At 63.4% G+C, this 14,658-nt stretch carries 14 protein-coding genes; 4 read left to right on the forward strand and 10 right to left on the reverse strand.

The window, feature by feature from the left end; genetic code table 11:
• Positions 1–5: 5 nt before the first annotated feature.
• Complete coding sequence (locus AC50X5_RS02190; RefSeq protein WP_494974523.1) at positions 6–320, forward strand: protealysin inhibitor emfourin; 315 nt, start codon at positions 6–8, stop codon at positions 318–320.
• Here the strand turns inward: AC50X5_RS02190 and AC50X5_RS02195 are convergent.
• Positions 299–1,267 (reverse strand): GlxA family transcriptional regulator, encoded by a 969-nt coding sequence (locus AC50X5_RS02195; RefSeq protein ID WP_494974524.1) that lies wholly within the window; start codon positions 1,265–1,267, stop codon positions 299–301. The two genes, AC50X5_RS02190 and AC50X5_RS02195, sit on opposite strands and share 22 nt — an antisense overlap.
• Positions 1,268–1,348: 81 nt before the next feature.
• On the opposite strand from AC50X5_RS02195, the gene AC50X5_RS02200 reads away from it, so the two are divergent.
• Both AC50X5_RS02200 and hrpA read left to right on the forward strand, forming a co-directional pair.
• Positions 1,349–1,525: a hypothetical protein gene (locus AC50X5_RS02200; protein ID WP_493984547.1), complete on the forward strand. Its 177-nt coding sequence runs from the start codon at positions 1,349–1,351 to the stop codon at positions 1,523–1,525.
• Positions 1,526–1,658: 133 nt separating this feature from the next.
• The gene (gene hrpA / locus AC50X5_RS02205; protein WP_494974525.1) at positions 1,659–5,651 is read left to right on the forward strand and encodes an ATP-dependent RNA helicase HrpA; all 3,993 of its coding nucleotides are present in this window, start codon (positions 1,659–1,661) and stop codon (positions 5,649–5,651) included.
• A 16-nt stretch (positions 5,652–5,667) separates the two neighbouring features.
• Here hrpA and AC50X5_RS02210 read toward each other — a convergent pair whose 3' ends face one another.
• Genes AC50X5_RS02210 through AC50X5_RS02225 form a run of 4 tightly spaced genes read right to left on the reverse strand, consistent with a single transcriptional unit; the run spans position 5,668 to position 8,810 of the window.
• A complete protein-coding gene (locus AC50X5_RS02210; protein ID WP_494974526.1) occupies positions 5,668–6,096 on the reverse strand; it encodes an HIT family protein in 429 nt (142 codons plus the stop codon).
• The gene (locus tag AC50X5_RS02215) at positions 6,093–7,259 is read right to left on the reverse strand and encodes an NAD(P)-dependent alcohol dehydrogenase (protein ID WP_494974527.1); all 1,167 of its coding nucleotides are present in this window, start codon (positions 7,257–7,259) and stop codon (positions 6,093–6,095) included. The genes AC50X5_RS02210 and AC50X5_RS02215 overlap by 4 nt, the downstream gene beginning before the upstream one ends.
• Positions 7,256–8,110 (reverse strand): sulfurtransferase, encoded by an 855-nt coding sequence (locus AC50X5_RS02220; RefSeq protein WP_494975206.1) that lies wholly within the window; start codon positions 8,108–8,110, stop codon positions 7,256–7,258. Before AC50X5_RS02220 ends, AC50X5_RS02215 begins: the two co-directional genes overlap by 4 nt.
• Before the next feature lie 43 nt (positions 8,111–8,153).
• Positions 8,154–8,810 carry an MBL fold metallo-hydrolase gene (locus tag AC50X5_RS02225; RefSeq protein ID WP_494974528.1) on the reverse strand — a complete coding sequence of 219 codons (657 nt, stop codon included), beginning with the start codon at positions 8,808–8,810 and terminating at the stop codon, positions 8,154–8,156.
• A 103-nt stretch (positions 8,811–8,913) separates the two neighbouring features.
• Between AC50X5_RS02225 and AC50X5_RS02230 the strand changes: the two genes are divergently transcribed.
• Positions 8,914–9,375: a Fur family transcriptional regulator gene (locus AC50X5_RS02230; RefSeq protein WP_494974529.1), complete on the forward strand. Its 462-nt coding sequence runs from the start codon at positions 8,914–8,916 to the stop codon at positions 9,373–9,375.
• Here the strand turns inward: AC50X5_RS02230 and AC50X5_RS02235 are convergent.
• The 5 genes from AC50X5_RS02235 to AC50X5_RS02255 form a co-directional block, all read right to left on the reverse strand.
• Positions 9,372–10,298, reverse strand: coding sequence for a metal ABC transporter permease (locus AC50X5_RS02235; protein WP_494974530.1), 927 nt, complete (start codon positions 10,296–10,298; stop codon positions 9,372–9,374). The two genes, AC50X5_RS02230 and AC50X5_RS02235, sit on opposite strands and share 4 nt — an antisense overlap.
• Positions 10,299–11,114, reverse strand: coding sequence for a metal ABC transporter ATP-binding protein (locus AC50X5_RS02240; RefSeq protein ID WP_494974531.1), 816 nt, complete (start codon positions 11,112–11,114; stop codon positions 10,299–10,301).
• The gene (locus tag AC50X5_RS02245) at positions 11,115–12,089 is read right to left on the reverse strand and encodes a metal ABC transporter solute-binding protein, Zn/Mn family (protein ID WP_494974532.1); all 975 of its coding nucleotides are present in this window, start codon (positions 12,087–12,089) and stop codon (positions 11,115–11,117) included.
• A 116-nt stretch (positions 12,090–12,205) separates the two neighbouring features.
• Positions 12,206–13,288, reverse strand: a complete 1,083-nt coding sequence (locus AC50X5_RS02250; RefSeq protein WP_494974533.1) for a hemolysin family protein — start codon at positions 13,286–13,288, stop codon at positions 12,206–12,208.
• On the reverse strand, positions 13,285–14,658 hold the full coding sequence (locus AC50X5_RS02255) for a hemolysin family protein (RefSeq protein WP_494974534.1): 1,374 nt from the start codon (positions 14,656–14,658) through the stop codon (positions 13,285–13,287). The genes AC50X5_RS02250 and AC50X5_RS02255 overlap by 4 nt, the downstream gene beginning before the upstream one ends.

The raw sequence follows: 14,658 nt of genomic DNA on the forward strand, positions 1-14,658 counted from the left end.
GACCCATGAAAATAACTGTTGAGCGTCACGGCGGCATTGCCGCCATTCCCCGCGTCTGGACGGTGCAGGTCCGGTCTTCCAGTGCCGTGAGCCGCTGGGAGCCGTTAGTCGAGGCATGCCCGTGGGATGCAGTTCCCAACACCCTTCGGGATGCATCAAAGGCTTTCGAGGACGGACCGCCGGACCGTTTTATGTATGCCATCCGTGCAGGCCAGCGCCGCGCAGCGCTGCCTGAAAGGGCCGTCACCGGTCCTTGGCGGACGCTGGTCGATTGTGCCCGCGAAGCGGCTGAAGGCGATCAGACCGCTTCCGCCAACTGACCACGAAACGCCCGCCGGTAGGACTGCGGGCTGGTGTCCAGCACCTTCGCAAAGTGGTGCCGCAGCAGCACGGGATGGCCAAAACCTGCCTGCCGTGCCACCTCGTCGATCGTCAGGTCGGTAGTCTCCAGGAGCTCCTGGGCGCGCAGCACCCGCTGGGAATTCAACCATGCCGCAGGAGTGGTCCCGGTCTCTGCCCGGAACTTCCGGGCAAACGTGCGGGGAGACATATGAAGCCTTGCTGCGAGGTCGTTAACCGAATGCTCTTTGTCCAGTTCCGACACCATCAGCCGCAGCAGCGCCTCCATGGGCGCAGAACCGCAGGTGGGCATGGGCCTGTCGATGTACTGGGCCTGGCCGCCGTCACGGTGCGGAGGGACCACCATGTCCCGGGCGATGGAGGCCGCAACATTTGCACCCAGCTCCACCCGCACAAGGTGCAGGCAGGCATCAATTCCCGCCGCAGTGCCGGCAGAAGTAATGATGTTGCCGTCCTGGACGTATAGAACGTTCTCATCGACCTGAACGCCTGGATAGCCCGCTGCCAGCTCGCCGGAATAATGCCAGTGAGTGGTGCAGCGCCGGCCCTCCAACAGGCCGGCCCTGGCCAATGCGAAGGCAGCGGAGCAAATGGACATCACCCATGCACCGCGTGCGTCGGCGGCCCGAAGCGCCTCAAGGACGGACTCCGGCAGTTCAGCGTCCCGGTCATAAGGGGCCATGATCACCAGGTCCGCGTCCGTGGTTGCTTCCAGCCCGAGGCTGACGTCCATGGACAAACCCGATTTGAGCCTGACGTTGCCCGGCTCCGGCGTACACACGCGGAAATCGAACGCCGGCACTGCACCGCTGCGGCCGGACCTATCGATTCCGAATACCTCGCAGGCGGTCCCGAATTCAAAGATGGAAAAGTTGGGAACCACAATCAGGGCTACGGTTTTCAGCATGATTCCAGTGTGGCAGAAATTTTACTCTTTTGGTCATTTCTGCCACTGTTTCTTCAACCTGGACGGGAGCAGCATTGAGTCATGGAAATCTTCGGAGTCATCGGAATCATCGTTGTTGTATTGCTGCTCATCGTTGCCGCAGCCACCGTGGCAGCGCTCCTCCGGGACGGCCGCGGACACACCCCGCCGGTCACCTCGGACCATGAATGGTCCGCTTTGGACCTCCCCAGCACCAGCCACACGATGCGTATCTTCTAAAAGCCCCGCGCGTCAGGCGCGCTGCGGACCAAAGCCGGACCCGTGCGGTGGGAACCGCCCGGGTCCGGCATCGTTAACCAGCATCAGCGGCCGCACCACCGGGCAGTCACACCCCAGTAGACTGTCTGCAGCCATGACATTTCATATCTCCTATCCCGCCGAGCTGCCGGTCTCCGAGCGCCGCGCGGATCTGATGGCAGCCATCGCGGCCAATCAGGTAACCATCATCGCGGGCGAAACAGGCTCGGGTAAGACCACCCAGATCCCCAAGATGTGCCTTGAACTGGGCCTCGGGGACAACGGGTTGATCGGCCACACACAGCCGCGCCGCCTCGCCGCACGCACCGTGGCTGAACGGATCGCGGAGGAACTGGGCGTCGAGCTTGGTCAGGAGGTGGGCTACCAGGTCCGCTTCACCGGAGAAACCGGCCCCAGAACCAAGGTCAAGCTGATGACGGACGGCATCCTGCTGGCAGAAATCCAGCGCGACAAGCTGCTGCGCAGGTACAACGCCATCATTATTGACGAAGCCCACGAGCGCAGCCTCAATATCGACTTCATCCTGGGCTACCTCAAAAGGATCCTGCCACAGCGGCCGGACCTGAAAATCATCATCACCTCGGCCACGATCGATCCCGAACGGTTCGCCAAACATTTCGGCTCCGACGACGAGCCTTCTCCCATCATCGAAGTATCGGGCCGCACGTTCCCTGTAGAGATCCGTTACCGGCCGCTATCCCAGCCCGCGGCCGCCGAAGATGCTGAGAACGCGTCCGACGACGCCCTTGAGGAGGACCGCGACCCGCTCGATGCCGTGTGTGACGCCGTCGACGAACTCGCGCTGGAAGCACCAGGGGACATCCTCGTGTTCTTCTCCGGCGAGCGGGAAATCCGCGACGCCGCAGACGCCCTGAAGGCCAGAATCCAGTCCAACCGCAGGCTGGCAGGCACCGAGGTACTCCCCTTATTCGCCCGGTTGAGCCTCCAGGAACAGCACCAGGTGTTCCACCCGGGCAATAAGCGGCGGATTGTCCTGGCCACCAACGTCGCGGAAACCTCGCTGACGGTGCCCGGCATTAAATACGTGATTGATACCGGAACCGCCCGCATTTCCAGGTACTCGCACCGCACCAAGGTGCAGCGGCTCCCCATTGAACGCGTTTCCCAGGCATCGGCAAACCAGCGCTCCGGCCGTTGCGGCCGCGTGTCGGACGGCATTGCCATCCGCCTGTATTCGGAAGAGGACTTCGAGTCCCGGCCCCAGTACACTGATCCGGAAATCCTGCGCACCAACCTTGCTGCCGTCATCCTCCAGATGACCGCCATGGGGGTAGCCCGCGGGCCCAAAGATGTCGAGAACTTCCCCTTCGTGGAGCCGCCGGAAACCAGGGCCATTAACGACGGCGTCACGCTGCTGCGCGAGCTCGGCGCCCTGGCGGCCGCCGCTCCAGTAAACGATCATGGCGGCGGCCGCGGAAGCGGCCTGACCGCCGTCGGCCAGAAGCTTGCCCAGCTCCCCGTTGACCCGCGTCTGGGCCGGATGATCGTGGAGGCGGGGCAGCGCGGCTGCGTCCGGGAAGTCATGGTCCTGGCGGCTGCCCTCACCATCCAGGATCCGCGGGAACGCCCGCAGGACAAGCAACAGCTGGCGGCGGAGAAGCACAACCGGTTCCGCGACGAGAAATCGGACTTCACTGGATTCCTGAACCTCTGGAACTATCTGCAGGAGAAGCAGGCCGAACTGTCCTCGTCGGCATTCCGCCGGCTCTGCCGCAACGAGTTCATCAACTACCTGCGCGTCCGGGAATGGCAGGACCTTTTCGCCCAGCTGCGCCAGCTTGCGAGGCCCTTGGGCATCAGCCTGGACAACACCCGGACCGTGGATCCGGTGGGCAACCACGACGCCATCCACATCAGCCTGCTCTCCGGGCTGTTGAGCCACATCGGCATCCTGGATGAGCGGAAGCGGGAATATGCCGGCGCCCGCGGCACCCGCTTCGCCATTTTCCCTGGTTCCGCGCTGTTCAAGAAGTCCCCCACGTTCGTCATGGCCGCGGAACTTGTGGAGACCAGCCGCCTCTGGGCGAGGGTGGCTGCATCTTTTGATCCGGTCTGGGCAGAGCAGGTGGCACCGGGGCTGGTAAAGCGCAGCTACAGCGAGCCGCACTGGTCCAGCAGGCAAGGCGCTGTGATGGCCTACGAGAAGGTCACGCTCTACGGCGTGCCCATTATTCCGCAGCGGCGGATCAACTACAGCCGGGTGGATCCGGAGCTTTCCCGCGAGCTGTTCATCCGTCACGCCCTGGTGGAGGGGGATTGGAAAACGCACCACAAGTTCTTCCACCGCAACCAGGCGCTCCTGCATGAGGTGGAAGAACTGGAAGCCCGCATGCGCCGCCGTGACCTTTTGGTCGACGACGAGACACTGTTTGAGTTCTACGACGCCCGGATCGGCAAGGAAGTAGTTTCGGCCCGGCACTTTGACAAGTGGTGGAAGGATGCCCGCCACCACCAGCCGGACCTGCTGGACTTTGACCAATCGCTCATCCTGAGCGAGGGTGCCGAAGAGCTGGACGAATCGGCGTTTCCAAAAGTGTGGCACCACAAAGGCTTTGACCTGCCGCTCAGCTACGAGTTCCACCCGGTGGCGCCGGGCTCGCCTCCCAATCCGTCCGACGGCGTCACTGCAGAAGTGCCGGTGCTCTTCCTCAACCAGCTCGAGGATGCTGCCTTCCGCTGGCTGATCCCCGGTCAGCGGGTGGAACTCGTCACCGCGCTGATCAAGTCGCTGCCCAAACAAGTCCGCAAAAACTTCGTGCCGGCCCCGGACGTGGCCCGACAGGCAGTTGCGGTCCTCGAATCCGACTTCGACCCCGCCACCGACGAGCTCGAGCCTTCACTGGAACTGGCCCTGCGACGGATCAAGGGCGCCGTCATACCGCCGGGGTCCTGGAACTGGGACGCCGTCCCTGCACACCTGCGGGTCAGTTTCAAGGTGGTGGACAGCAAGGGCAAGGTGCTGGACGAAAGCAAGGACCTCGCAGAGCTCCAGGAACGTCTGGCCCCGGCCACCCGGCGGGCTATCGCCGAGTCCCTGGGCGCCACCCCGGCTACCACGGCCCCAGCCGCCCGGACTAAGGGAACGGCAGGACCGGCGTCGCGCTCTGCTGTAGCAGCAGGAGTCGTGCCGGGCTCCGCCGGAACCGGCCATAACTCCGGGTCCGGCGGTTTCCGGGGAGCCGCCGGGCCAGGTTTTGCTGAGCAGTCCGGCCTGGTGGAATGGTCTTTCGGCACCGTGCCACGCCAGGTGAGCAACCTGGTCGCCGGCCACACCATCACGGGATATCCAGGTCTGGTGGACGATGGCGCTTCCGTGAGCCTGCGTGTTTTCCAGACCGCTGCCGAACAGCAGGCGTCCATGCGGGGCGGCGTGATCCGTTTGCTGGCCCTGCGGGTCCCTGCGCCGGACCGGTACGTCCTGGAACACCTGAACAACACGGAGAAGCTCACCTTCAGCCAGAATCCGCATGGCTCAGTGACAGCACTGATTGCCGACTGCGCGCTCGCGGCGATCGATAAGCTGACGCCGGCAGAGCTGCCTTGGGACCGCACTGCTTTTGATGCCCTGTACGAGCAGGTGCGTGCCGAACTGATTGACACCGTTTTCAGCGTCACGGCGGTCGTGGAGCGCATCCTTGCCAGCACGCGGCGGATCCAGCAACAGCTCAAAGGAACCACCAGTCTGGCACTGATCAGCGCGCTCAATGACGTCCGCAGCCAGCTGCAGCAGCTGGTGTATCCCGGCTTCGTGGCCAAAACGGGCTACGCCCAGCTCAGCCAGCTGCCGCGGTACCTTGCTGCAATCGAGAAGCGGCTTGAAAAGCTTCCGGGCAACGTCCAGCGCGATGCCAACAACATGGCGGTGATCCAGCGACTCGAAGACGATTACGACGACGCCGTGTCCGCGCTCCCCCCGGCACGCCGGGCCGCCACCGGGCTGGAGCACGTACGGTGGATGATTGAAGAGCTGCGGGTTAGCCTCTTCGCCGTCGAACTCGGTACGGCCTACCCGGTGTCAGAGAAGCGGATCCGGGTAGCACTGAATAAGGCCCTCGCCCCGGCCTGAGGTCTCCGTCCTGCGGCTATGCCTTGGGCACCGAGCTCCCATAGCCGGCCTGGCGGAGCCCTTCGCGGATCTTCTCCGCGTTGGCATCCAGCACCGCCGGATCCGGGTTGCTGTCCGCGTTGCTGAAGTCGAAGTCAGCCATTGACCGGGAGGGCCACACGTGGACATGCATGTGGTTGATTTCGTAACCGGCCACGATCAGTCCTGCCCTTGGTGCCCCAAAAGCGGCCACCTGTACGGCGCCGATGCGGCGTGCCACCGTCATGACCCTGGCGACGGTTTCGTCGCCGGCGTCGGTCCAGCGGTCAACCTCTTCGACCGGCACCACCAGGGTGTGTCCGTCCGCGAGCGGCGCTACAGTCAGGAAGGCCACGACGTCGTCATCTTTCCAGACGAACCGACCCGGGATCTCTCCGTTGATGATTTTGGTAAACAGAGTGCTCATACGTCTGCCTTTTCGGTCGCGGCCTGCAGGGTGCTGGTGTCAAGAACGAAGCGGTATTTCACATCGCCGGCCACCATTCGGTCGTAAGTCTCATTGAGCGCACCTGCGCTTACCATCTCAATGTCGGAGGTGACACCGTGGGCGGCGCAGAAGTCCAGCATCTCCTGCGTTTCTGCGATCCCCCCGATCAGCGAGCCGGTGTAGCTGAGGCGGCGGCGGATCAGGAACCGGGGTTCAACCGGAGGCATCTCTCCTGACGGCAGGCCCAGCTGGAACAAGGCGCCGTCGCGACGGAGCGTGTTCAGGTAGGGGTTGAGGTCATGGGGAGCGGCAACGGTGTCGATGATGACGTCAAGCGTGCGCACCGCATCCGCCATGGCGGACGGATCCGAGGACAGGATGACGGCGTCGGCCCCCAACTCCATTGCTGCGGATACCTTCGCTTCGGAGGTGGTGAACACCTTCACGCCGGCCCCCATGGCCTTGGCCAGTTTGACCGCCATATGGCCCAGTCCGCCAAGTCCCACGACCCCGACGAGGTGCCCGGGCTTCACGCCGAAGCGCCGCAGGGGCGAGTACGTGGTGATGCCCGCGCACAGCAGCGGAGCAGCGGCCGCCGGATCCAGGGCTTCAGGCACCCGCAGGACGTAGCGGCGGTCCACCACGATCGACGCCGAATAGCCGCCCTGGGTGATGACGCCGCCGTGCCGGGCGTCAGAGGCACCGTACGTTCCGGTCATGCCGCGTTCGCAGTGTTGTTCCAGGCCATCCAGACAGCTGGCGCACTCCCGGCAGGAATCGACCATGCAACCGACCCCCACCAGCTGGCCAACAGCAAAATCATCAACGCCCGAACCGATCCGGCTGACCGTGCCCACAATCTCGTGGCCCGGAACCAGCGGATACGTCGGTGCTGACCACTCACCCCGGGTAGCGTGAACATCCGAATGGCACAGCCCGCAATAAGCAACATCGATTTCGACGTCATCCGGTCCGGGCGCACGGCGCGCCACAGTCAGCGGGACCAGGCCGCTGTCCGGGTTGAGCGCTCCATACGCGGCAGCGAGGGATGGTTCAGCGCGTGCAGCGGCAGTGGAACTGTGAACGGTCACATCCGGAACGGGCTTCGCAAGGGGCGGCGGTACGGGTCGTCCTGGAGTCATACTCCGACGCTACCACTGGGTTCAATGCCAATGGCAACAGGATTTGCCTCGTCCGAGGACCACTGCGAGAACGAACCCGGATACAGCGCCGCACGGAAACCGGCAATCTCCAAGGCCGCGATCTGGTGTGCAGCAGTAACGCCTGAACCGCAATACACCGCCACCTCCGTACTGTCGTTGATGCCGAGGCTTTCAAACCGTGCGCGAAGCTCATGAGCAGGCAGGAAGCGGCCGTTCGAAGTGAGGTTTTGTCCTGTGGGAGCACTTACGGCGCCTGGAATGTGGCCGGCCCGGGGATCAACGGGCTCTACCTCGCCCCGGTAACGCTCCCCGGCCCGTGCGTCGAGAAGGACGCCGTGGCCGTGCCAGCCGGCCGCCCCGGTCATGTCCGTGACGGGCAGTTGTCCCCGCCGAAGCACAACATTTCCCGGCGCAGGCCGCTGCTCCCCTTGCTCTACTGGATGTCCGGCTGCCCTCCATGCAGCCAGTCCGCCGTCGAGCAGGGAAACGGCCGTCAGTCCCGCGTCCCGCAGCAGCCACCATGCCCGCGCGGCCGCGGTATTCCCGCTGTCGTCGTACGCCACCACGGTGTCGCCGTCGTTGATACCCCAGCCACGGGCGCGCTGCTGCAGCGCTTCCACCGAAGGCAGCGGGTGCCGGCCTGCGCCCGAAACAGCAGGATCCGCGAGCTCATGGTGCAGGTCCACATAGACGGCGCCCGGTATGTGGCCGGCCAGATAATGTGCGTGCCCGTGAGGGTCACCGAGCACCCAACGCACGTCCAGCAGCACAGTCCTTTCGTCGGCGTCCAGGCGTCCTTTGAGGGTGCCGGTATCCATCAGGGGTCCCATCGAACCTGCTTCCTGCTTTGCAGGGACTGTCCACACCATTTCCCTAGACCTCCACGGATTGCTGAGCTTCGAGGCTGGTGTACGTGGTTCCGTACTTCCCGCCAATCCGGCTGACGTGCCCTTCAACCAGCCCGCGTCCACGACGGTTGAGCAGCGCATCATGCACCGGGTATGCCTGTGGAGCACGGATTGCCACCACGAAGTCCAGCACCTCGGACACTTTGGACCACGGCGCGTGTAAAGGAACCAGCAGGGTCTTGACCTCGATGCCGTCGGGAACCACAAAGGAGTCACCCGGGTGGAAGACGTTGTCCTCCACGAGGTAGCCCATGTTTGCCACTACGGGGATCAATGGGTGGATGAGCGCATGCTGGCCGCCGAAGGACCGCACCGAAAATCCTCCCGCATCGAAGGAACTCCCGGCCTCGACGGCGTGCACCCTTCCACGGTCACCGCCGGCTTTTTCGGAGAGGTCGGCGGCAACCCGCGCAGGAGCGTGGACTTCCAGCGCCGGATTGCTTCGCATAGCGTCCAGTACAGCCGGAACATCGATGTGGTCCGGGTGCTCGTGGGTCACGAGCACCGCGTGGGCGCCTTCCAGCGCCTCAGCTGCTTCGGACCAACTGCCCGGGTCGACCACCAGCACCTGGCTGTCCTTCTGCAGGCGGACACAGGAGTGCGTGAATTTGGTGAGCTTCATGTACCCCAGACTAGGAGGGGCCTCCGGACAGTGTCCACGGTCCAGTTCTGCCCCGGCTGGTAATCTTGGACATTGCCAACCCCATCAGGAAGCGAGCCCAGCCATGCCTCACGGCAGCCACGCCGACGCCAGCGCAGCAACTCCTGCACCCGCGGGCAAAGAGCAGCGCGTCACCAAGCAGCGTCTTGCCGTCAGCGCCGCCCTTGATGAGCTGGACGACTTCGTCAGCACCCAGGAGCTGTACCGGCTGCTGCAGAACCAGGGTGTTTCCGTATCCCTGGCCACCGCTTACCGCATCCTCCAGTCATTGGCTGACGAAGGCCTCGTGGACGTGCTTCGCACCGGCGACGGCGAAGCGGTCTACCGCCGCTGTGCGGTAGCCAGCCACCACCACCACCTCTTGTGCCGGAACTGTGGCAAGGCAGTGGAAATCGAAGCGCCCGCCGTGGAAACCTGGGCTGCCCGGGTAGCCAGGGAAAACGGCTACACGGAAGTAGCGCACACCGTTGAAATATTCGGCCTGTGCCCTGACTGCACCGCCCTCAAAGCCAGCGGACAGCTCTAGGCTGGCTGCCCCGACCGCTGCGGTTCCGGCGTCGTGGTTTCCGGACGTACGGACTGGGTGGCGCTCCTGCCGTTCACACCCCGCTTAACGCGGACATTGCCGATCACCCTGCACACCACATAGATCAGGAATGACAACGTGGTGACATAGGGGCTGATGGGGAGCCGTCCGCCAAGGGCCAGCAGAATCCCGCCCACTGTGGCCGTGACGGCAAAGGCGACGCTGAGCAGCACCACGGCCCACGGTGCCGACGAGACCCGCAGGGCAGCAGCTGCGGGTGTGATCAGCAGCGCCAGCACCAGCAGTGCCCCCACCACCTGGATGGACAGCGCCACGCTCACACCGAGCAGAAGCATAAAGCCGATGGAAAGGGCCCGAACCGGAACCCCGCGGGCTTCTGCAACCTCGGGATCCACGCTGGCGAAGCTTAGCGGCCGCCAGATGGCCACCAGCACCAGCATTACTACGACGGCGGTACCCGCCAGTGCCTGCAGCTGTACGGTGTCCACGGAGACGATCTGGCCCGTCAGGAGGCCGAACTTGTTTGCCGCGCGTCCCTCATACAGCGCGAGGAACAGGATTCCCAGGCCCAGGCCAAACGGCATGATGACACCGATGATGGAGTTTTTGTCCCGAGCACGCACGCCCATGAAACCAAGCGTCAGGGCAGCGGCCACAGAGCCCAGGAGCGAACCTAGAATGATGTCTGCGCCGATCAGCAACGCGAAGGCCGCGCCGGCAAAGGAAAGTTCAGAAATGCCATGAACGGCGAATGCCAGGTCACGCTTCATGACGAACGTACCGACAAGGCCGCCCAACAGGCCAAGGACAGCGCCCGCCCAGATCGAGTTCTGGACCAGGACCAGCAGTTCCCCGTAGTTATCAAAGTTGAAAATCGACCGAAGGATTTCCTGGAGCTCCATTTAGAGCACCTCCCCGGCCACGGAGTGCTCGTCCGCGTGGTGGTGGGTGGTTGCGTCCGGAAGGCCGACGACGACGATCCTGCCATTGGCATGGATCACGTCAACGTGGCTGCCGTACAGCTCGGACAGAACCTCAGTGGTCATGACTTCCTCGGGCTTGCCCACGCGGAACTTTCCACCGGCGAGATAGAGCACCCTGTCCACGTAGTCGATCACGGGGTTGATTTCATGGGTCACGAAGACTACGGCGCTGTCCTGCTCGCGGCATTGCCTGTTGATCAGTGAGCTGACGGCCTGCTGATGCCGGAGATCCAGTGAAAGCAGGGGTTCATCGCACAGAAGCACCTTGGGCCGCGTGGCCAGGGCCTGGGCAACCCTGAGCCGCTGCTGTTCGCCACCGGAAAGCTGGCCTACGGGCACGTTGCCGTATTCCGTGGCGCCGACTTCCGCCAGCAGGGCATCAATCCTGCGACCGGCGGGACCAGGCTTTAATCTGATGCCCCAGCGATGGCCGTCCACTCCCAGGCCCACAAGATCACGGGCCCGCAGCGGGGTGTCAGGGGCAAAGGATTTCTGCTGCGGGATATAGCCGATCAGACTGCTGCCGCGTTCCACGGGGGCCCCGCCAAGGCTTACTTCACCGGCGTGGAGTTCCTGCAGGCCCAGAAGGACCTTGAGGAAGCTGGTCTTGCCGCTGCCGTTGGGGCCGAGCACGGCGAAGAACTCGCCGGGCCTGATATCCAGGTCCAGGTCTTCCCAGAGCGCCCGATTTCCGAACTTCAGGGACGCGCCGCGAAGGCTGACCACTGGTTTCAACTATTTGCTCTCCAAGACTTCCTTGACGTTCTCAACATTGTCCGTCATCCAGGACAGGTAGCCGGCGCCTTCCGGCAGGGTTTCGCTGAAATTGACTACCGGCACTCCCGCAGCTTCTGCAGCATTCTTCACGGCCTGGGTCTGCGGACCCTCGGTCTGCTGGTTGTACGCCAGGAAGGCAATGTCCGCTGAACCCGCCAACCGGGTTGCTTCCTGAAGTACAGCGGGGGGCACGTCGTTGCCTTCCTCTATCGCTGCACTGTAGTCGGCCGGCGTAACGTTCTCCAGTCCCGCGGCTTCCAGTAGGTAGAAGGGTACGGGTTCGGTCATCAGGACACCCTTGCCCGCGGCCCCGGCGGCGAGGCCTTCAAGGTCACTGCTCAGCCCGGTGAGGCTTTCCTTAAAAGACGCTGCATTGGCGCTGAAGGTAGCAGCGTCTTCCTGCCTGATCGCGCCAAGCTGCGTGGCAACAGCATCAGCGACGGCGGACATCGCCGTGAAGCTGTACCACACATGTTCGTTGAACTCCCCGTGATCGTGGTGGTGCCCTCCAGCGGCTTCTTCCGTTTCTGCACCTGCTTCCTCCTCCGGGGCCAGCCCGGAGACCTCGACGGCCTCGATAAAGCGGTCTCCTGCGAGGCCGGCCTCATCCGCCAAGGCATGCAGGAATTCGTCATAACCGCCGCCGTTACCCACCACGAGCGCAGCCTTGGATACTGCCAGCTTGTCCTGCGCCGTGACCTCATAGGAATGGGGGTCCTGGCTGGTCCTGGAAATGATGGACGTAACGCTGACGGCATCACCCCCGATCTCCTGCACGATATCGCCGTAAACGTTCGTTGAAGCAACCACCTCGATTGTGGCTTCGCTTCCGGTTGCGGCCGGTTCCGGTGTGGTGCCGCAGCCTGTCAGGAGCAGGCTCAGGCCGGCGGCGGCGGCCAACACGGGGCGGGCAACAGGGTGGAACTGGCGCACGGAAGATACCTCAGATCAGGAAGGGGATGCTTGGATAACCACCAGTGTAATCCCAATTAGGAATGATTCCTATTTAGAAGTCCGACGGAGAAGACCCCCTCGCGCCCTGGGTCCCGTCAGCGATCGCGTACCGGTTGGTCCTCCTGGCCCAGACGACGAATGCCGGTTGCCTGCGTTGCATCCCGGATCTCGCCCACCAGTTGTTCTATGACATCCTCCAGGAAAAGCACTCCCCTGGTCTGCCCACCCGGACCAATCACGCGGGCAAGGTGTGAGCCGGTCCGCTGCATCACTGACATGGCCTTTTCGATTTCGTCGTCCAGTGCCAGGTTGGCCAGCGACCGGATCCGGCTCTCAGCGATCGGCTTGTCGTAGTTCTCCTGGGGAATGGAGAGTACGTCCTTCACGTGCAAGTAACCGGCCAGCATCCCGTCGTCGTCCAACATGGGAAACCGCGAAAAGCCAGTACGGCTCACTGCTTTTTCAAACTGCACAGGGGTGGTGGTGGATTTCATCATCACCAGATCCTCGACGGGCACCATGATGCTCTGCGCCGTGTGCTCGGAGAATTCAAGCGCACCGGTTATGAGCCCGGCTTCATCATCCACCAGGCCGTGCCGGGTCGACTCCTGCACGATCGACTGGACTTCCTCGAGGGTGAAGGTTGACGTGACTTCATCCTTCGGTTCGATCCGCATCATCCGGAGAATGTGGTTTGCCGCCCAGTTCAGGGCTGAGATGACCGGGTTTACCAGCCTGGCAATGAAAACCAGCGGCGGTGCCAGCAGCAGCGCAGCCTTGTCAGCTACGGATACCGAGATGTTCTTCGGCACCATCTCGCCGAACGTCACATGCAGGAAGGTCACCAGGAGCAGTGCGATGGCGAAGGCGGCAACGTCGGCAGCCTCCAGCGGGATACCCACTGCATGAAGCGGCTCCGCGAGCAGGTGATGGATGGCAGGTTCAGCGACCTGAAGGATCAGAAGCGAACACACAGTAATGCCCAGCTGGGCACACGCCAGCATGAGCGAGACGTTTTCCATGGCCTGGAGCGTGGTTTTGGCACGCTTGGACCCGGCGTCCGCCAGGGGTTCAATCTGGCTTCGCCGTGCCGACATGATGGCGAACTCCGCCCCTACGAAGAAGGCATTGCCCAACAGCAGGACAACAAGCCAAGCAATTCCGGCCCAGTCGTTCATCGTCCGGCCTCCTGTTGAATGCCGCGGACGCCTTCGAGACCCTCAGCCCCTGCTGCCGGTCCTTCTGGTTCCAGGCTCCTCGCCGGACTGAAACAGATCCGGTCGATGCGGCGTCCATCCATCCTGGTGACGCTCAGGGTCCCGCCAGTTACCTGCACGGTGTCCCCCACCGCTGCAATCCTGCCGAGTTGGCTCATCACGAAGCCGCCAACGGTTTCATATGCGGCCTCATCCGGCACTATCAGCCCGGGAATCTGTTCGGACAACTCGTCGGGCCGCAGCAGGCCGGGAAAGTACCAGTCGCCAGAGGCGCTCTGCAGCAGGCCGGGGCGGACCTTGTCGTGCTCATCTGCCACCTCACCCACAATCTCCTCCACCAGGTCCTCCAAGGTAGCGATGCCGGCGGTTCCGCCATATTCATCAAGAACGACGGCGAGCTGCAGATTTCCTTCGCGCAGTTCCGCCAGGAGGGAATCAAGGTGGATGGTTTCAGGTACCCGGAGGACGTCCGTCATGATGGCTCCGACCTCGAGGTTTCGCCGTCGTTCGGAGGGAACGGCGATGGCCTTCTTGACGTGGACCACGCCGCGGATGTCGTCAGAGGAGTCGCCGATCACCGGGAACCGCGAGTAGCCTGTCCGCCGCGCCGCATCAACGATGTCTGAGACGGGCTGGTCGGCGTCGATGGTCTCTACCCGGATGCGGGGAGTCATGACGTCCGCTGCTGTACGTGCGGAGAAACTGAGGGTGCGCGCCAGGAAGTTGGCAGTACCGGCGTCGAGGGTTCCCATCTCGGCCGAGCGGCGGACCAGCGAGGACAGCTCTGCAGGTGTCCTGGCACCGGAGATCTCTTCCTTGGCCTCAAGACCAAATAGATGAAGCACCCGATTGGAAAACCCGTTCAGCACCACGATGGCCGGCCTGAAAATGGCCGTGAAAACCAACTGGGGACGGGCCACAAACCGGCCGACCCGAAAAGCCAGGGCAATAGCCATGTTCTTGGGGACCAGTTCGCCCAGCAGCATGGACAGCAGGGTGGCCAATGCCATGGCGATGATCAGCGAAACCGAAGCTACGGCAACCGCCGGCAACCCCGCCGCATGCAGCATTGGTTCCAGGAGCTTACCCACCGATGGCTCCATCACGTAGCCGGTGAGCAACGTCGTCATGGTGATGCCCAGCTGGCAGCTGGACAACTGCGTGGAGAGTGATTTCAGGCATTTCAGCAGCGGAATTGCTGCAGTATCGCCGTCGTCGATTGCCCGTTGCACCGTGGGCTGGTCAAGGGCGATCAGGGAGAATTCGACGGCGACGAAAAAGCCGGTGCCTGCGATCAGCAGCAGGCCGGCCAGGAGGAGGAGCCATTCCAT

This window comes from Pseudarthrobacter sp. MDT1-40-2 (genome assembly GCF_059383595.1).